Origin of the sequence: Microbacterium sp. 11MF, from assembly GCF_000383475.1 — a bacterium.
Classification (GTDB): Bacteria; Actinomycetota; Actinomycetes; order Actinomycetales; family Microbacteriaceae; genus Microbacterium; species Microbacterium aquilitoris.
This window is the reverse complement of the sequence record NZ_KB911460.1, coordinates 629,155-646,190: the sequence shown is the minus strand read 5'-3', so window position 1 is coordinate 646,190 and position 17,036 is coordinate 629,155. Positions and strand designations below refer to the sequence as shown.

General features: G+C 71.1%; 16 protein-coding genes. 6 read left to right on the top strand and 10 right to left on the bottom strand.

Annotation, left to right across the window (positions count from 1 at the left end):
* Window positions 1-2: 2 nt before the first annotated feature.
* Window positions 3-905, bottom strand: coding sequence for a 1,4-dihydroxy-2-naphthoyl-CoA synthase (locus H286_RS0110090; RefSeq protein WP_020098061.1), 903 nt, complete (start codon window positions 903-905; stop codon window positions 3-5).
* A gap of 95 nt (window positions 906-1,000) precedes the next feature.
* Between H286_RS0110090 and H286_RS0110085 the strand changes: the two genes are divergently transcribed.
* Window positions 1,001-1,414 carry a hypothetical protein gene (locus H286_RS0110085; RefSeq protein WP_018186871.1) on the top strand — a complete coding sequence of 138 codons (414 nt, stop codon included), beginning with the start codon at window positions 1,001-1,003 and terminating at the stop codon, window positions 1,412-1,414.
* A 6-nt stretch (window positions 1,415-1,420) separates the two neighbouring features.
* Here H286_RS0110085 and H286_RS15170 read toward each other — a convergent pair whose 3' ends face one another.
* Window positions 1,421-1,816: a hypothetical protein gene (locus tag H286_RS15170; RefSeq protein ID WP_231370932.1), complete on the bottom strand. Its 396-nt coding sequence runs from the start codon at window positions 1,814-1,816 to the stop codon at window positions 1,421-1,423.
* 426 nt (window positions 1,817-2,242) lie between these two features.
* Here H286_RS15170 and H286_RS0110075 point away from each other — a divergent pair, with 426 nt between their 5' ends.
* Window positions 2,243-3,136, top strand: a complete 894-nt coding sequence (locus tag H286_RS0110075) for a zinc-ribbon domain-containing protein (RefSeq protein WP_028497479.1) — start codon at window positions 2,243-2,245, stop codon at window positions 3,134-3,136.
* A 2-nt stretch (window positions 3,137-3,138) separates the two neighbouring features.
* Here the strand turns inward: H286_RS0110075 and H286_RS0110070 are convergent, their stop codons facing one another.
* The 5 genes from H286_RS0110070 to H286_RS0110050 all read right to left on the bottom strand — a co-directional run bounded on the left by H286_RS0110070 (window position 3,139) and on the right by H286_RS0110050 (window position 7,233).
* Window positions 3,139-3,393 (bottom strand): hypothetical protein, encoded by a 255-nt coding sequence (locus tag H286_RS0110070; protein WP_020098058.1) that lies wholly within the window; start codon window positions 3,391-3,393, stop codon window positions 3,139-3,141.
* Window positions 3,394-3,418: 25 nt separating this feature from the next.
* The gene (locus H286_RS0110065) at window positions 3,419-3,979 is read right to left on the bottom strand and encodes a hypothetical protein (RefSeq protein ID WP_231370931.1); all 561 of its coding nucleotides are present in this window, start codon (window positions 3,977-3,979) and stop codon (window positions 3,419-3,421) included.
* A gap of 5 nt (window positions 3,980-3,984) precedes the next feature.
* Window positions 3,985-4,422, bottom strand: a complete 438-nt coding sequence (locus H286_RS0110060) for a hypothetical protein (protein ID WP_020098056.1) — start codon at window positions 4,420-4,422, stop codon at window positions 3,985-3,987.
* 69 nt (window positions 4,423-4,491) lie between these two features.
* The gene (gene arfA, locus H286_RS0110055) at window positions 4,492-6,003 is read right to left on the bottom strand and encodes an arabinosylfuranosidase ArfA (protein WP_020098055.1); all 1,512 of its coding nucleotides are present in this window, start codon (window positions 6,001-6,003) and stop codon (window positions 4,492-4,494) included.
* Between the two features lie 216 nt (window positions 6,004-6,219).
* Entirely contained in the window at window positions 6,220-7,233 is a 1,014-nt protein-coding gene (locus H286_RS0110050; RefSeq protein ID WP_020098054.1) for a LacI family DNA-binding transcriptional regulator, read from the bottom strand.
* A 76-nt stretch (window positions 7,234-7,309) separates the two neighbouring features.
* Here H286_RS0110050 and H286_RS0110045 point away from each other — a divergent pair, with 76 nt between their 5' ends.
* Window positions 7,310-8,122 (top strand): DUF1206 domain-containing protein, encoded by an 813-nt coding sequence (locus tag H286_RS0110045; protein ID WP_020098053.1) that lies wholly within the window; start codon window positions 7,310-7,312, stop codon window positions 8,120-8,122.
* Between the two features lie 55 nt (window positions 8,123-8,177).
* Window positions 8,178-9,164 (top strand): o-succinylbenzoate synthase, encoded by a 987-nt coding sequence (locus tag H286_RS0110040; protein WP_020098052.1) that lies wholly within the window; start codon window positions 8,178-8,180, stop codon window positions 9,162-9,164.
* Between the two features lie 20 nt (window positions 9,165-9,184).
* Here the strand turns inward: H286_RS0110040 and H286_RS0110035 are convergent, their stop codons facing one another.
* A complete protein-coding gene (locus H286_RS0110035) occupies window positions 9,185-9,775 on the bottom strand; it encodes a TetR/AcrR family transcriptional regulator (protein ID WP_018186861.1) in 591 nt (196 codons plus the stop codon).
* A gap of 107 nt (window positions 9,776-9,882) precedes the next feature.
* Here H286_RS0110035 and H286_RS0110030 point away from each other — a divergent pair, with 107 nt between their 5' ends.
* Window positions 9,883-12,768, top strand: coding sequence for an MMPL family transporter (locus H286_RS0110030; protein ID WP_020098051.1), 2,886 nt, complete (start codon window positions 9,883-9,885; stop codon window positions 12,766-12,768).
* A complete protein-coding gene (locus H286_RS0110025) occupies window positions 12,765-15,068 on the top strand; it encodes a YhgE/Pip domain-containing protein (RefSeq protein WP_020098050.1) in 2,304 nt (767 codons plus the stop codon). Before H286_RS0110030 ends, H286_RS0110025 begins: the two co-directional genes overlap by 4 nt.
* A gap of 60 nt (window positions 15,069-15,128) precedes the next feature.
* On the opposite strand, the gene H286_RS0110020 is transcribed toward H286_RS0110025, so the two are convergent.
* Both H286_RS0110020 and ccsB read right to left on the bottom strand, forming a co-directional pair.
* The gene (locus tag H286_RS0110020; RefSeq protein WP_020098049.1) at window positions 15,129-15,998 is read right to left on the bottom strand and encodes a hypothetical protein; all 870 of its coding nucleotides are present in this window, start codon (window positions 15,996-15,998) and stop codon (window positions 15,129-15,131) included.
* A gap of 4 nt (window positions 15,999-16,002) precedes the next feature.
* Window positions 16,003-17,022 (bottom strand): c-type cytochrome biogenesis protein CcsB, encoded by a 1,020-nt coding sequence (ccsB, locus tag H286_RS0110015; protein ID WP_020098048.1) that lies wholly within the window; start codon window positions 17,020-17,022, stop codon window positions 16,003-16,005.
* Window positions 17,023-17,036 lie beyond the last annotated feature (14 nt).

The following is a 17,036-nucleotide window of genomic DNA, read 5'->3' as shown; positions in this document are numbered from 1 at the left end:
ACTCAGTAGTGGTACGGGTACGGCGACCAGTCCGGATCGCGCTTCTCGAGGAAGGCGTCGCGCCCTTCGACGGCCTCGTCGGTGCCGTAGGCGAGGCGCGTCGCCTCGCCGGCGAACACCTGCTGGCCGACCATGCCGTCGTCGATCGCGTTGAACGCGAACTTCAGCATGCGGATCGCGGTCGGGGACTTGCCGAGGATCGTCCGCGCCATCGAGATCGCCTCGCGCTCGAGGTCGGCGTGCGGGACGACGCGGTTCACCGCGCCCATCTCGTACGCGCGCTCGGCGGAGTACTCCTCAGCGAGGAAGAACACCTCGCGCGCGACCTTCTGACCGACCTGGCGAGCCATGTACGCCGAGCCGTACCCGGCGTCGAACGATCCGACGTCGGCATCCGTCTGCTTGAACTTGCCGTGCTCCGCGCTCGCGATCGACAGGTCGCAGACGATGTGCAGCGAGTGCCCGCCACCCGCCGCCCAGCCCGGGATGACGGCGATGACGACCTTGGGCATGAAGCGGATGAGGCGCTGCACCTCGAGGATGTGGAGCCTCCCCGCGCGTGCCGGATCGGGTGTCGTCGCGTCATCCGCGGCGTACGTGTAGCCGTCTCGGCCGCGGATGCGCTGGTCGCCGCCGGAGCAGAACGCCCAGCCGCCGTCCTTCGCGCTCGGGCCGTTGCCCGTGAGCAGCACGACGCCGATCTTCGGGTCCTGCCGCGCGATGTCGAGCGCGCGGTACAGCTCGTCGACGGTGTGCGGCCGGAAGGCGTTGCGCACCTCGGGACGGTCGAACGCGATGCGGGCGATCCGCCCGTCGATCGAGACGTGCGCGGTGATGTCGGTGTAGTCCGCGGCGCCGGGCGCCTCGGTCCACTCCGACGGGTCGAAGAGCTCGGAGACGGTCACCCGGCCAGCCTACGCGCGGGCCCCACGGGCGGTCCGATCGTGCGAAGCTTGTAGGGCGGTCCTCACCCCCGACGAGGCCGCGGAGGGACCCCCGCATGAAGATCACGAGATCATCCGACTGGCGGGACGCTCTTCCGTTCGAGGTCCCCGTCCTCGCCGCCGAGGCCGTGCCCGGCGAGCCGACGCGCTGCGTGAGCTGCCCCGCCGGTAGCGAGCCGCTGGAGCGGACCGAACTGTGGGCCGTCAAGCACCGGCATCCCAACAATCACGCCGGATTCGTGCGCTACTACTGCGCCGAGCACGCCCCCAAGACCGCGCCGCCGCCCCCGCCGTCGGTCGCCCGCCCGGGCAAGGCCCGCGGCACCGCGCCGAAGCCGCGTCTCGAGCGGACCGTCGCACCGAAGCGTCCTGCGGCCTCGCTCGACGTCGTCCGCGCCATGTGCCCGAACTGCTTCGTCGAGGTCTCCGCGACCGGCGAGTGCGGGATGTGCGGCCAGCAGGTCGCCTGAGCCGGATCAGGGCTCGGTGACCGTCGCGCCCGCGGCGTTCGACAGCCACCACGTCTCGAGATGATCGACCACGGCGGCGGGTAGCAGACCAGACGCCGTCGACGACAGCCCTTCTGATCCGTCGGCGAGTCGGACAGCGCGGTACAGCAGGACATCGGTATTGGCGACGACTAGTCGAAGATGCGGTTCATCGCCTTCGAAGAGGTCTTCGCTCCGCCGGTCGCCCTCCGTCGATTCGATCACGCCGTCACACGACTCGACCAGGTCCACCAACGGGGCCGCAGCAGCGTCCGCAGCCGACGCGAAGCGCCATGAGGAGAGAACGTAGGCGGCCATGGATCCCCTCTCCGTCTTCCCGGTGACGCGGGCCGAGAGCTGTTCAGTCGCTCCGGCGGCGAACATGTAGTCCACCGGTTCCGAGTTGGCGGGGTTGTCGCCGATCGCGACCGTACACACCTCCGTGGACGGCCCGGGCAGCGTTCCTGCGGGAGTACACGCGCCCTTCCCGCGTGTGTAGCCGTGGGACGTCGACGTCATCTGGATCATGTCCTCACCCACCGACGTACCGTCGAGGGCGTTGGCGAAGGGGGCGTCGAAGGGGATCTCTCGAGTGCACGAAGCCTGCTCCGCCGGCTGGGCGATCGTGGGAGTCGGCGCAACGGAGCGTGGTTGTTCCGACTCGAGGCCATTCGTCGACACGCACCCGGTCAGGATGACAGCGAGCACAGCGAGCACAAGGACGATGGGAAGGCCTGGGAGTGATCGCATCTCGCCAGTATGGTGCCCGAGCCGCGTGACGTGTCCGTCCCCTCCCCTACCGTCGGCACGGTGACGGAACCGGTGAGGTGGTGGTGGGAGCGGCGGCAGTTCTCGCGCGGCACCGATGTTCCCTACGCCGTCGGCACCTACCGGTCGGCGTGGGCAGCGTACCCGGAGCTCGTCCGGCAGTACCACCCCGACCTCAACGGTGGCATCGTCCTCTCGCAGATCCCGCCCGCCGCAGACGTGCTGCTGTGCTGGGAGTGCTCCGCCGGCCATCGGTTCGCCGCGACGCCGACCGAGCAGCGCGAGCGTCCGGGGCGCGTGCGACGGCGGTCGGCCTGGTGCCCGGAGTGCTCGGCGCTTGCGGCGCCCCGCCCCGTGAGGGTTGTCGAACGCATCGACGCGGGCGCGGTCCTTGCCGCCGTGCAGCAGGCGAAGGCTGTGCGGATGCCGGTGGCCCCCGCTCAAGCTTCCGCGCGGAAGCGCGCGGTGCCGGCCATCTGCGAAAAGACCCCGGACCTTCCCGCGGGCGAGCCGTTCGTCAGCGCGTGCGCTCCCCCGCCGGCATCCGCTGCCGAAGCCCGGCTGCGCGCGGATCTGACCGCGGCGATGCTGTTCACCGAGGGGATGACGGCGGTCCGGGTGGCGCGACCGTTCTTCCGCCATAGGGAGGTGTGGCCCGACATCCTGCTCCCCGAGCTGCGGGTCGCGGTCGAGTACGACACCCCCGGGCGCCACGGGCTCGAGCACGTAGGCAAGAGGGAGGCATCCGATCGGCGCAAGGACGCGCTCCTGCGCACCGCGGGGTGGGAGGTCGTGCGCGTGCGCACGGGAGGGCTCGAACCGCTGGGGCCGCATGACGTCGTCCTCCGGACGGCGGGCACGCGAACCGTTCCCACGATCGTCGACGCGCTCCGCCGGATCCGGGGTGACCTCGTGGTCGACGCGTACCTGCGGTGAGATCAGGCGTACGCGCGATGCACGTGCCAGTGGTCGCCGTCGTCGTAGATGTCGAAGACGAAGGCCTCCCCGCCGTGGTCGGTCGCTTGGAACCGCCATGCGCGAGCGGCCGACGCGGGCAGTGCAGGCCACATCCCTCGACCGAGGCGGGTGGGGGTGTCGGACACGGTCCACCGCCGGCCGCCGAAGAACATGCGGGCGGGCACGTCATCGACGAACCACAGCGTCAGATCGTGTTCGAATGCCCGGGCTTCCATGAAACCCAGATTAGAACATCTGTTCTCATCCGTCGAGTCCGACATTCGAATCAATGTCCTGCTCCCAGCTGATCACGTGGGCCCGGTGGAGCGGCACCGCTCCCGGCGCGAGGACATGGGGGATGCCGTGGAACCACGCCCCGCTGACGCCGCGACGCACCATCTCCTCGAGCCAGGCACGGTTCGCCGCGGGCACCTCCATGGCCGACGTGAACGATGCCGGATCGAACGGTGCGACCTCTGCCGGCTCGATCGGGTCGCCGACCGCCGAGACCGTCCGGTCGAGGACGACCGTCCCGTGCGGCAGGTCGTCCGCTGGGATCGCCCAGAACTCCGCCCGCGGCAGCTCTCTGCCTCGGGTCTCGCGCCACGCCCGCCAGATCGCGTGAGGGTGGACGGGACTCAAGAACACGACCTCGGTCCACCCCCTGCCGAGGCCCGGGATGACCGTGTCACGCAGACGTCGGCGCTCCGGGGTGTCGTCGTACTTCGACATCGCCCGCCCGTACGCCGCGGGGTCGATGTCCGCCAGATCGGATGCCGGGACGAGCACCTCGCCCACGAGATCGGCGCGCTGGTGGAACACGAACCTCACGTCGCCGGCCGAACACCGTCGAACGGCGTGATCGTCCGCCACGTGCCGCCCTCATCGAAGAGGAACAGGCGGAGGGGCGTCGAGCCGAGCATCGGGTCACCGGCGGCATCCCCGTACGGATAGGTGCCGCACGCGTCCGCGGTCGAGGCGACGCGAATTTTGTCGCCGGCCGCGATGTCACCCTTCTCGGCCACGTCCACGGTGACGAGATACACGTTCGTGTCGTACTCCATGATCCGCGTCGTGCCGTCCGACTCGACCGAGCTCGTCACCACGACCGCCTGCGATCCGGCGGCGCGCTCCTCGTCGGTCTCGTACGACACCCACGACGCACACGCCTGGACCTCCACGAAAGGGAGCCGGACACCGTCGCATCCGGCGAGCGCGACCCCCAGCACCACCAGCCCGACCGCGATCGTCGTTCGTCGCCGCATCCCGCACCCCCTGCCGAGGAGTGTCCCATCCGGGGACATCGTCTCGCCAGGGGTGCGGAACGGCAGAACTCAGCCGAGCGCGACCGCCGTCCACGACACCGGCGGGAGCGTGATGGTCAGGGTCCCGTCATCGACGCGGGCCGACTCGTTCGGCCGCGGGGCGACGCGCTCGCGGTCGGCGAGGGTGTTCTTCGCGTAGACGTCGTCGTCCGAGAGGGTGTGCGTCTCGACGATCGAGCCGGCACCGAGCCCCGTCACGTCGACGGTGACCTCGATCGACTCGGTCGTGCTGCGGTTGACGAGGAAGACGGCGCTGCGACCCGTGGCGTCGTCGTGCGTCGCAACGGCATCGACGAGCGGCACCTCGCCGAACGCGGCGGTCTCGTAAGACGGCGCATCGACGAGGACCCGCATCGCGTCGCCCTGCGCGAGGCGCGAGGTGATCGAGAAGGGGAAGAACGTCGTCTGACGCCAGGCCGGGCCGCCGGGCTCGGTCATGATCGGCGCGATCACGTTGACCAGCTGCGCGAGCGAAGCGCTGGCCACCCGGTCGGCGTGCTTGAGCAGCGAGATCATGAGGCCGCCGAACACCACGGCATCCACCACGGAGTACACGTCCTCGAGAAGGCGCGGCGCGACCGGCCAGTTGTCGATGCCGTCGATCTTCTCGACGTTCTCCCACCGCGACAGGTACCAGACGTTCCACTCGTCGAACGAGATGTCGATCTTCTTCGACGACCGCTTCACGGCGGCGACGTGGTCGGCGGTCGCGACGACGGTCTCGATGAAGCGGTCCATGTCGACCGCCGAGGCGAGGAAGCTGCCGATGTCGCCGTCCTTCTCCTCGTAGTACGCGTGGCACGAGATGAGATCGACATCGTCATAGGTGTGCGACAGGACGACGCGCTCCCATTCGCCGAACGTGGGCATCGTCGCGCCCGACGAACCGCAGACGACCAGCTGGATCGACGGGTCGAGCTGCCGCATCCCCTTCGCGGTCCGCGACGCGAGCTTGCCGTAGTCCTCGGCCGACCGGTGCCCGAGCTGCCACGGACCGTCCATCTCGTTGCCCAGGCACCACATGCGGATGCCGAACGGGTCGGTCGCGCCGTTGGCGACGCGCTGGTCGCTGAGCGCGGTGCCCGAGCGGATGTTGCAGTACTCGAGCAGATCGATCGCCTCGAGCGTGCCGCGGGTGCCGAGGTTGACGGCCATCATCAGGTCGCTGCCGACCTTGTCGAGCCACGACGAGAACTCGTGCAGGCCGACCTCGTTCGTCTCGGTCGAGTGCCAGGCGAGGTCGAGCCGGCGGGGCCGCTCGTCGACGGGACCGACCGAGTCCTCCCACCGGAAGCCCGACACGAAGTTGCCGCCGGGGTAGCGGATCGTGTCGACCCCGAGCTCCTTGACGAGGTCGATGACGTCCGTGCGGAAACCCTCGGCATCCGCTGTCTCATGACCCGGCTCGAAGATGCCGTCGTAGATGTGGCGGCCGAGGTGTTCGACGAAGCCGCCGAAGATCTTGCGGCGGACCTCCCCGATGGGCGATGCGGCGTCGACGGTGAGGCGTGCGGAGGTCATGTGGGGCGTCCTTGTCCGGGAAGGTAAACGTTGTAAATCATGATGGCGACGCGGATGCCGGGCGTCAAGGCCTCCGCCCCTCCGACCGCGTCGACGGATGCAATGGATCCGACGCGACACGCCGGGCTCGGCCCACGAGAGGCGGCGTGGCGCGCACGAACTCTTGCATCCGCGAACGCCAGGCCCGCGCGCCACGCGCAGCGCCGCCGACCGCGATCAGCGACGCCCCGGCGCCGACTCCCGCACGCGCAGCGTGAATTCGCCCGACTGCACCCGGTGAGGGATGTCGGATGCCGCGGCGACGCGACCGAGCAGGGTGTCGACCGCGGTCTGGGCGATCCACCGTCGGCCGGGATCGATCGTGGTCAGGGAGGGGATCGAGTACTGCGCCTCGTCGAGGTCGTCGAACCCGACCACGGCGACGTCGCGGGGCACGCGGAGTCCCGCCTCCTGCAATGCGCGGATGGCACCGAGCGCGAGGGTGTCGTTGAGCCCGAAGACGGCGTCGAAGGCGACGCCACGGGCCACAAGGTCGCGCACGGCGTCGGCTCCTCCCGAGCGGTCCCAGAAGCGCGTGGCGACGATCAGCTCGGGGTCGAGCGCGACCCCGGCCGCCGCCAGCGCGGCGCGATGCCCCTGCAGGCGAAGACCCGCCGCGCCGTCGGCATCGCCGTCGTGGGCGCCGAGGACGGCGATGCGACCCCTGCCCGCGTCGAGCAGATGCGCCGTCGCCGCCTGTGCGGCCTCGGCGTTCCGCATCGTGACGTGGTCCAGCGGCGCGTCGAACACCCGCTCCCCGAGCAAGACAGTCGGGTACGCCCCCGGGCGCGCGGCGAGGTCCGCCGCATCCAGACCCAATGGACTCATGATCAAGCCGTCGGTGAGACCGAGGCGGGGGCTCCGCAGCAGCTCGCGCTCACGCTCCCGCTCGCCGCCGGTCTGCTCGACCAGGACGACCACGCCTCGCTCCTCGGCTCGTGCGATGACCATGCCGGCGAGCTCGGCGAAGTAGCTGAGCGCGAGATCGGGGACGGCGAGGGCGATGGCGCCCGTTCGGCCGCTCCGGAGGTTTCGCGCCGTCAGGTTCGGCGTGTATCCGAGCTCGGCGACCGCTCGCTCGACGTTCCGGCGGGTATCGGGTCGGACGTGGGGGTGACCGTTGATGACGTTCGAGACCGTCTTGATCGATACACCCGCCAGCCGCGCGACGTCGTGCAGTGTCGGTGTCATCCGGCCCTCCTGGGCGTCACTGTACCGCGCGCGCAACCCCCGCGCGGACCGGCGGCGGCGTCACTACGCTGGCGCGATGAGCTCCTCAGCCAAGACCGCAGCACACGGCGCGAAGAACAGCAGGGCGGTGCACGTGCTCGCACGAGCGGGCTTCGCAGCGAGCGGCGTGGTCCACATCATCGTCGGCCTCATCGCTGTGTCCCTCGCCCTGGGACTCTCCGGCGGAGGGCAAGCCGACCAGTCGGGAGCCCTCGCCCAGCTCGCGGCCGCCCCCGGAGGCGTGTTCCTGCTGTGGGCCGCCACGATCGGCCTCGCCGCTCTGGGGCTCTGGCACCTGTTGAGCGCCTTCCTCGACCGCAGTGCCTCCGACGGCAAGGAGCGCGCGCTCCACATCGTGAAGAACGCGTCGAAGGGCGTCGTCTACCTCGTCATCGCGTTCAGCGCCGGCACCTTCGCGGCCGGCGGATCCACGAGTTCGGCCGGGTCGACCCGCTCGCTCACCGCGGATCTCCTGTCGACCCCGGGCGGCGTGTTCCTCGTCGTCGCGATCGGCCTCGTCGTCATCGGCATCGCCGGGTACCTCGTCTTCAAGGGCGCGACCCGCCGCTTCGAGCGGGATCTGACTCTGCCGTCGGGCACGGCCGGCCGGGGCGTCCGGATCCTGGGCACGGTCGGATACATCGCCCGAGGTGTCGCATTCGCCGGCGTCGGCGTGCTGTTCCTGGTCGGCGCGGCGACGAACGACCCCGAGAAGTCGACCGGTCTCGACGGAGCACTGCGGTCATTCGCCGAGCTCCCCGCGGGCAAGATCCTCCTCGTCCTCATCGGTGCGGGCTGGATCGCGTACGGCGTCTACGCCTTCTTCCGCGCCCGCTACACCCGCCTCTGACGTGCGGTCGTCGGACCTTCCGCACGACGACGCCCGCGCGGGCCAGGATGGGGTCATGCATCTGCCCTCGCTCGCCGACCTCCGCGCGAGCGCGCGCGTCGTGTCTCTCCCGCTCCACACCCGGTTCCGCGGCATCGACATCCGCGAGGCGATGCTCTTCGAAGGCCCCGAAGGGTGGACCGAGTTCTCGCCGTTCACCGAGTACGGCGATGTCGAGTCGGCGTCGTGGCTCGCCGCGGCGATCGAATTCGGCTGGCAGCCGACCCCGGCAGCGCTGCGCGACGAGATCGGGGTGAACGCGACGGTGCCGGCGGTGGCCGCGGCATCCGTCCCCGATGTCCTGGCGCGATTCGACGGATGCCGGACCGCGAAGGTCAAGGTCGCCGAGCCCGGTCAGGTGCTGGCCGACGACGTCGCGCGGGTGCGCGCCGTTCGCGAGGCGATGGGTCCTGAGGGGCGCATCCGCATCGACGCCAACGGCGGGTGGAACCTGGACGAGGCGGAGCACGCCGTCCACTCGCTCGCGGCGTTCGACCTCGAGTACGTGGAACAGCCCTGCGCGACGGTGGCCGAGCTTGCCGAGCTGCGCGGACGCATCCGGTACATGGACGTCCCGGTCGCCGCCGATGAGAGCGTGCGCAAGGCCGACGACCCGGTCGCCGTCGCGCGGGCCGGCGCGGCCGACCTGCTCGTGATCAAGGCGCAGCCGCTCGGCGGGGTGCGGCGGGCCCTGTCGGTCGTCGCCGAAGCGGGGCTCCCCGCCGTCGTGTCGAGCGCCCTCGACACCTCGGTCGGCCTCGCCATGGGGGTCGCCCTGGCGGCATCCCTCCCCGAGCTGGACGTCGACTGCGGATTGGGGACGGCGTCGCTCCTCGCGGCGGACGTCACCGGCGAGCCGCTGCGGCCCGAGGGCGGGATGCTGCCCGTCCGCCGCGTCGTGCCCGATGCCGCGCTGCTCGACGCGCACGCCGCGACGCCGGAGCGCCGGGACTGGTGGCTCGCCCGCCTGGAGCGGTGCCACGCGGTCCTGCAGGCCGGCTGACGATCCCCAGGAGACCCGGGTCAGCCGACGAGGAGCGGCACGAGCTGCTCGAGCCGCGACTGCATGGCCCGGTTCGCCTGACGCTCCGACAGCCGCTCGAGTGCGGCCTGCACGCTGCACTGCTCCGAGACGTCGAGCAGCAGTTGGGCGGCGTCGGCGACCGTCATCCGCAGGGGCAGTCCATGCCGTTCGCTCACGTCGCCGACGATCGTCTCGATGCGTCGCAGCATCTGCGCGCGCCAGGAGAGGAACGCCTCCGCCAGGCGCGGGTCGCGGAGCGCCTGCGTGCGGACCTCGCTGAGCAGCTGCGGCTCCATCCGCTCGGACAGTGACATCGCGGCGATCTGACGGACGAGATCGACCACGTCGCCGCCGCCCGAGAGCGTCTTGACGCGCACCGACACCTCGTCGAGCTTGTCCTCGGACAGCTGCGTGATGAGGGCGAGGAAGAGCTCGTCCTTCGACTCGAAGTTGGAGTAGAACGCGCCCCGCGTGAATCCCGCGCGCTCGCAGATCATCTCGACGGATGCCGCATCGAGCCCGACCTCGGCGAACACCTCGTGTGCGGCTTCGAGCAGGCGCGCACGCGTGTTCTCGCGACTTCGCGCCATCTCACACCCGCCCTTCAGGATTGGGAGCTGTATTCGGGTCTACGATACACATGTGTATTGGATACAGCGCTGTATCGAAACCGTCCGACTCTGATCCAGGAGCGCCTGTGTCCACAATCCTCTTCACCCTCGGCCGATGGGCCTACCGGCACTCGTGGCGCGTGCTGATCGCCTGGATCCTGCTGCTCGGCATCATCGGCGGCGGTGTCGCCCTCTTCATGAAGGGCACCGACAACTCGTTCACGATCCCCGGGACCGAGGCGCAGCAGGGACTCGAGCTGCTGAACCGCACGTTCCCGCAGGCCAGCGGGGCGAGCGCCCAGCTCATCGTCGTCGCCCCCGACGGCGAGACGGTGAAGGATCAGCCGCTCCGCGGCGAGATCGACGACCTGGTCACCCGGCTCGGCGACATCGACGGCGTCACCTCGGCGACCTCCCCCTTCGACGAGATGGTCACCGGCCTCGTGTCGGACGACGACCGCGCCGCGCTCGTGCAGATGCAGTTCGACGGTACGTCCACCGAGGTCAGCCACGCGACCGTCGACGCGGTCGAGAAAGCCGCCGCCGACTTCCACGCGAACCTGCCCGACGGCGCACAGTCCGCGCTCGGCGGCGACCTCTTCGCGGCATCCATCCCGGCACTGTCGATCGTCGAGGTCGTCGGTGTGCTCGTCGCACTGTTCGTCCTGATCGTGACGTTCCGCTCGTTCGCCGTCGCCTGGTTCCCGCTCGTCAGCGCTCTGATCGGCGTCGGGCTCGCGATCGCCCTCATCTTCCTCGCGACCGCGGTGACGACGATCTCCGCCACGACCCCTATGCTCGCCGTCATGCTCGGCCTCGCCGTCGGGATCGACTACGCGCTGTTCATCGTGTCGCGACATCAGGACCAGGTCCGCGCCGGCATGGATCCCGAGGAGTCCGCCGCCCGTGCCGTCGGCACCGCCGGATCGGCCGTCGTCTTCGCCGGGGTGACGGTCATGATCGCCCTCGTGGGACTCAGCATCGCCGGCATCCCGTTCCTGTCGACGATGGGCATCGCGGCTGCCGTCGCCGTCGCGGTCGCGGTCGCCGTCGCGATCAGCCTCACCCCCGCACTCCTCGGATTCGCGAAGGGTCGCGTCGTCGGCTGGGGCGGGGGGATGCTGCAGCGCGGCGTCCCGACCCGCCGTCGCCGCGCGGCCGAGGTCGACGCAGCGGCGACCGAGGGTGACGACGCCGCACCCGAGCCCGAGCCGGCACCCGCCGCCGGGCCGGTGGCCCCCGCGCGACCCAACCGCTGGGTGATGCTCGTGACGCGGCATCCGATCATCGCGACCGTCGCCGTCGTCGTCGGACTCGGCATCATGGCCATCCCGTCGGCGAGCCTCCACCTCGCACTGCCGAACGCCGGTGTCCAGCCGCCGTCGAGTCAAGCGCGCCAGGCGTACGACCTGAACGCCGAGTACTTCGGCGCGGGATCGAACGGTCCCCTCGTCATGGCCGGCACGATCGTCACCTCGACCGATCCGCTCGGCCTGATGGACGACCTCAAGAAGGAGGTCGAGGCGATCCCCGGCGTGAAGCGCGTCGCCCTCGCCACCCCCAACGCCACCGCCGACACCGGTCTCATCCAGATCGTGCCGACCACGGCGCCCGACGATCCGGCGACCGCCGACCTCGTGCGCGAGCTCCGCTCGCACCACGACGAGTGGCAGGACGAGTACGGCGTCGATCTGAAGGTCACCGGCTACACCGCCGTCGGCATCGACGTCTCCGACCGGCTCGGGGCCGCACTTCTGCCCTTCGGCATCTTCGTCGTCGGCCTGTCCTTCATCCTCCTGATGATCGTGTTCCGCTCGATCTGGGTGCCCCTGAAGGCGACGCTCGGCTACCTGCTGTCGATCCTCGCCGCGTTCGGCGCCGTCGCCGCGGTGTTCGAATGGGGCTGGCTCGCCGACGCCCTGCACGTGACGCGCACCGGCCCCGTGATCAGCTTCATGCCGATCATCCTCATGGGCGTGCTGTTCGGCCTCGCCATGGACTACGAGGTGTTCCTCGTCTCGCGCATGCGCGAGGACTTCGTCCACGCGGTGCGCGCCCGAGGCGGACGCGCGAACCGCGAGACCGCGATCGCGGCCGTCCGCAGCGGTTTCACCGCCTCGGCCCGCGTCGTCGTCGCAGCGGCCGTCATCATGTTCGCCGTCTTCGCCGCCTTCGTCCCCGAAGGCGACAGTTCGATCAAGCCGATCGCCCTGGGCCTCGCCGTCGGCATCGCCGTCGACGCCTTCCTCGTCCGCATGACCCTGACCCCGGCGGTCATGGCCCTGCTGGGCGACAAGGCCTGGTGGATGCCGCGCTGGCTCGAGCGACTGCTCCCCAAGGTCGACATCGAGGGCGAAGCGGTCGAGCACGAGCGCGCACACGCCGACTGGCCCGAGCCCGACTGGAACGGTGCCCTCGCGGCCGACGACCTCGAGGTGCGGGCCGAGTCGGCCGACACCGACGTCGTGCTCTTCTCGGGCGCGCACGCCCGCGTCGCGGACGGCGGCACGCTGCTCGTGACGGCAGCCGATCCGCACGCGTCTCGCGCCTTCCTGCTGACCGTGGCGGGGCGCATCGCCCCGACCTCCGGCCTGCTGCGCGTCTCCGGTCACCTGCTCCCTGGGCGCGCCGCATGGGTGAGAGCCCATGTTTCCGTCGCCGAGCTGACCGGCTCGGAGTCGCCGCTCGCCGACCTGCGGCGAGCCCTCGCCGGCCGCACCCGTTTCGTCGTGATCATCGGTCTCGACGCCCTCACCGGAGCCGATCGCGATCAGGCCGCCGCCCTCCTCCGCGACGCATCGAACGCCGTCGCCTCGAAGGCCGGGCAGCTCACCGTCGCGGCCTCGGCCCGCGACCTCGGCGCCGCCCGCGAGCTGCTCGCCGACGCCTACCGCCCGAAACCCGACACCCTGCGTCTCGACACCTCCGCCGCCCTCGACGCCGACACCCCCACCCAGGTGATCCCCTCATGACTCTCCCCATCGAACGCGCGCAGACCCGGCGCCCCATCTCGTGGCTCACCCTCCTGGGTGTGCTCCTGCTGCCGGCCGTCATCGGCGGCATCCTCGTCGCTGCGCTCTACAACCCCACCGAGCGGCTCGACGCACTGAACACCGCGATCGTGAACAACGACAAGCCGGTGGAGGTGAACGGCCAGACCACACCTCTCGGCCGCCTGCTGACGGCGGGCCTCGTCGAGGGCTCCGACGACCTGGACAGCAACCTCACGTGGACGATCTCCAACTCGGATGACGCGAAGGAAGGGCTCGAGGACGGCACGTACGACGCGATCGTCACCATCCCGAAGAACTTCTCCGCCGCGGCGACCTCGACCGCTCCCGGCAAGACGCCCGAGCGCGCGACGATCGAACTGACGTCATCGCCCGACTCGCGCATCGTCGACGAAGCCATCACGTCGCAGGTGACCTCGACCGCGGCATCCGTCCTCGGAGAGCGGCTCACGAGCGGCTACCTCGAGAACGTGTTCCTCGGCTTCACGACGCTCGGCGAGCAGCTGGGCAAGGCGGCCGACGGGGCGACCCAGCTCACCGACGGCGCCCAGAGCGCCGCCGACGGTGCTGCCCAGCTCGCCGACGGCGCGTCGACCGCGTCCGACGGCGGATACTCCCTGGCCGACGGCATCCGCAAGCTGCAGACCGGTGCCGACGGCATCGCGAGCGGCGCCGGCGCGCTCTCCACCGGCGCGTCGGGCCTCGCCACCGGCGCCCACCAGCTCGCCGACGGCGCAGGCGCCGCGGCCGACGGGCTCGACACCCTCGCGGGTGGCGCGGACCAGCTCGCGGACGGCGCTGCCGCCACCTCGCGCGGTCTCGACGAGTGGTCCGCGGGCGCGCGACCGATCGCCGACGGCACGAAGGAACTCGCCGACGGCCTGGCCAAGGCCGCCGAGCAGACCGCCGCGATCCCCGCGATCCCGTCGGAACTCGTCGACGGGGTGAAGGCCCTCACCGCCAACGGCGAGCAGAACAGCCAGGCCGTGACATCCATCGTCGACGCCCTGTCGTCCGCCGCGAAGGCGTGCGTCCCTGCGCAGGCGGGCACCGCACTGTGCGACCAGTTGACGGCTGCCGCGGCCCAGGCGACCAAGGCGCTGCCCCAGCTGCAGAACACCGTGGGTGACTCGGAGCAGCTGGCGAAGGACCTCGACGCGCTCGCGAACTTCGGCCCGAACCTGAGCGAGGGTCTCAGCACGTCGGCCGCCGCCGCGAAGAAGCTCGCCGGCGGAATGGACCAGCTCGCCGACGGGGCCGACAAGCTCGCCACCGGCGCGGGCGGACTCTCGAGCGGCGCCTCAGGCCTCGCGGAGGGCGCGGGTGCGGCCTCGACCGGCGTGCGGCAGCTCGCCGGCGGTGCCGACAAGCTCGCGGGTGGAGCCGACAAGCTCTCGTCCGGCGCAGGCCAGCTCGCGACCGGTGCGCAGGCCCTCGCCGCCGGCGCCGGCACCGCCGCGGACGGCTCGGACCAGCTCGCAGACGGCGTCGGCTCGCTCGCCGACGGCGCCGGCGAACTGTCGACGGGTGTCGGCAAGCTCGCAGACGGCACCGGCGACCTCGCGACCGGTCTCGACAAGGCCGTCGACGGCGTCCCGAGCTACACGAAGTCCCAGGCGGCGGACCTCGCGTCGATCGTCGCGAACCCCGTCGTGGCCGAAGGCGCGGGCACCTCGCTGTTCGGCGCCTCCGCCGTCCCGCTGCTCGCGACCCTCGCGCTCTGGTTCGGTGGGCTGGCGTCGTTCATCGTGCTTCGCGCCGTCCCCCGCGCCGCGCTCTCGTCCCGCCGCTCCTCCGCCGCACTCGCGCTGCGCGCCCTCGCCCCCGGGGCGCTGCTCGGCGCCCTGCAGGGAGTCCTGGTGGCCACCGTCGTCCAGCTCGCCGCGGGCTACGACTGGGGCGCCTGGTGGCTGTTCGCCGCGATGTGCGTGCTCGCCGGCGTCGCGTTCGCGGCGGTCAACCACGCCCTCGTCGCGCTGTTCGGCGGCATCGGACGGTGGGTCTCGGCGCTCGTCGGCGTCATGGCCCTCGCCACCGGGATCGTCTCGACGGTTCCCGGCACGCTGCTCGACGTGGCCGGCCTCCTGCCGACCGCCCCGGCCTACACGGCCATGCTGGCCGCGTTGACGGATGCCGGGGGCGGCGCACCCGCAGCCGTGGGACTCGTCCTCTGGACGCTCGTGGCGATCGGCGCCGGCATCCTCGCCGTCACCCGACACCGCTCCACGTCGGCCCGGGCCGTCCTCACCCAGCCCGCCTGAGCCGGACGCGGCGTCGGGCCCGCAGGGCTCGGCGCCGCCCGGCCGACGGCAGCGCGCGACTCAGCCGGCGAGGCGGATCGTCGTCGTCATGACGAGTTCGAGGCCGCCCGGGACCTCGGTCGACGCGAGCGCCACGGTGATCGCCTCGATCCCCGCCAGGGATGTCAGGTGCGTCCCGCCGCAGGGCAGTTCGACGGCGCCCTCGGGCAGCTCGCAGCGCCAGGTGCGTCGGCCCGCGAGCGTGTGGTCGTCGCGATGGATGCCGATGGCTCCCGGCGCGCCCGCCCACTCGGCGAGGGTCGCGTCGGCGCGCGCTTCGACGGCTCGAAGGTCGGCCAGCGCAGCGGGGTCGAACCCCTTCTTCCGCAGCGATTTGCCGATGCGGTAGACGTCGGTGGAGCCGTACGGGGTGATGCGGGACGTCTGGATGGCGAGCATGTCGAACGCGGGACGACCCGCGGCATCCGTCGGCACCTGCTTCGTCCAGGCGTCCTCGAGCGCGGCGTCCAGGGCGAGGGATGCCAGGTGGCAGGCGGTGTGCCCGGCGGACAGCGCAGCGCGCAGCTCGGGGTCGACGTGAGCGTCGACGCTCTCACCGACGGCGGGCGCCGACCCCTCGACGACGTGGACGACGACGAAGGTCCACCCTTCCGTCCCCATGCGGACCGGCAGGTCGGGTCCGATGACGAGCGCGCCGTCGCGGATGCCGCCCGTCAGCGTCGCGAGCACCGGCACGTCGCCCGCGGCCGTCCGCAGCACGCCGATGTCGGCGGGCTGGTCGGGCCACGCCGTGTCGACGGGGTGGAACGGGGTGCGGTCGAGCACGACGCCGGAACGCCCGTCGGGCAACGGCGCGATGTGGACGACGTCGGCCGTTCCCGTGAGCTCCCCGTCGGGGTAGGTCACGACGGTGGCGGGGATGACGGTCACGGGATCAGCTGGGCAGGCCGCTGTAGGAGTGCAGCCCCTGGAAGAACTGGTTCACGATCGTGAAGTTGAACAGCACGGCGGTGAACCCGACGATCGACAACCAGGCCGACCGCGTCCCCCGCCACCCGCGGGTCGCCCGCGCGTGGATGTAGCCGGCGTAGACCACCCAGATCACGAAGGTCCAGACTTCCTTGGTGTCGAAGCCCCAGTAGCGTCCCCACGCATCGTTCGCCCAGATCGCCCCGGCGATGAGGGTGAAGGTCCAGAGGACGAAGCCGATGATCGCGAAGCGGTAGGCGAGGGACTCGAGCACCTCGGCGCTGGGCAGCGTCCGCAGGAACGGCAGCCGGGTGCGGGGTGCGGCATCCGACCCGACGGCCGCGAGAGCGATGCGCTCCCGTCGCGACTGGAGGAGCTGCACGATCGACAGGGCGAACGCCAGTGCGAAGAAGGCCGACGCGAGCGAGGCGACGAAGACGTGGATGACGAGCCAGACGCTCTTCAGCGGGTCCGACAGCGGGACGACCTCGACGTAGTAGGCCAGGGCGGCACCGCCGAGGAGGATGACGATGAGGCCGTTGATGAAGGCGCCGAGGAAGCGGAGGTCGTACTTCACGAGCACGGTGAGGAACACCATCACGACGAGCATCGTGCCGGTGAGGGCGAACTCGTAGTTGTTCGACCACGGCACACGGCCGGCGGCGATGCCGCGGGTGACGTCAGCGCCCACGTGGAAGAGGAAGCCGATCGTCGTCAGCACGACGCCGAGGCGCGCGAACAGGTAGCGGCCGCGCTTCGACGGCGCGGCTTCGAGGGCGACCTTGGCGGCCGCCTCCTCGGCGTGGATCTCGTCGATGGTCTGACCACCGCCGCCGGCCGCGACGAGCGTGCGCGCCTTCGCGTCCTGCGCCTTGATCGCCAGCTCGGAACGGCGGGCGAGGTCGACGGTGAACGCGAGGAAGCCGAGCGTGTAGATCGCGATCGCGGTCCACAGCAGCAGCACGGAGATGTCATCGAACGACATGAGGGTCCTCCGGA

Excerpts from the sequence above, each read along its gene's own strand:
- H286_RS0110085 (WP_018186871.1), top strand. The coding sequence starts at position 1,001 with ATGAAGATCACGAGATCATCCGACTGGCGGGACGCTCTTCCGTTCGAG.
- ccsB (WP_020098048.1), bottom strand. The coding sequence starts at position 17,022 with ATGTCGTTCGATGACATCTCCGTGCTGCTGCTGTGGACCGCGATCGCG.
- H286_RS0110050 (WP_020098054.1), bottom strand. The coding sequence starts at position 7,233 with ATGACACCGACACTGCACGACGTCGCGCGGCTGGCGGGTGTATCGATC.
- H286_RS0110040 (WP_020098052.1), top strand. The coding sequence starts at position 8,178 with ATGCATCTGCCCTCGCTCGCCGACCTCCGCGCGAGCGCGCGCGTCGTG.
- arfA (WP_020098055.1), bottom strand. The coding sequence starts at position 6,003 with ATGACCTCCGCACGCCTCACCGTCGACGCCGCATCGCCCATCGGGGAG.
- H286_RS0110070 (WP_020098058.1), bottom strand. The coding sequence starts at position 3,393 with ATGGAAGCCCGGGCATTCGAACACGATCTGACGCTGTGGTTCGTCGAT.
- H286_RS0110045 (WP_020098053.1), top strand. The coding sequence starts at position 7,310 with ATGAGCTCCTCAGCCAAGACCGCAGCACACGGCGCGAAGAACAGCAGG.
- H286_RS0110060 (WP_020098056.1), bottom strand. The coding sequence starts at position 4,422 with ATGCGGCGACGAACGACGATCGCGGTCGGGCTGGTGGTGCTGGGGGTC.
- H286_RS0110025 (WP_020098050.1), top strand. The coding sequence starts at position 12,765 with ATGACTCTCCCCATCGAACGCGCGCAGACCCGGCGCCCCATCTCGTGG.
- H286_RS15170 (WP_231370932.1), bottom strand. The coding sequence starts at position 1,816 with ATGTTCGCCGCCGGAGCGACTGAACAGCTCTCGGCCCGCGTCACCGGG.
- H286_RS0110035 (WP_018186861.1), bottom strand. The coding sequence starts at position 9,775 with ATGGCGCGAAGTCGCGAGAACACGCGTGCGCGCCTGCTCGAAGCCGCA.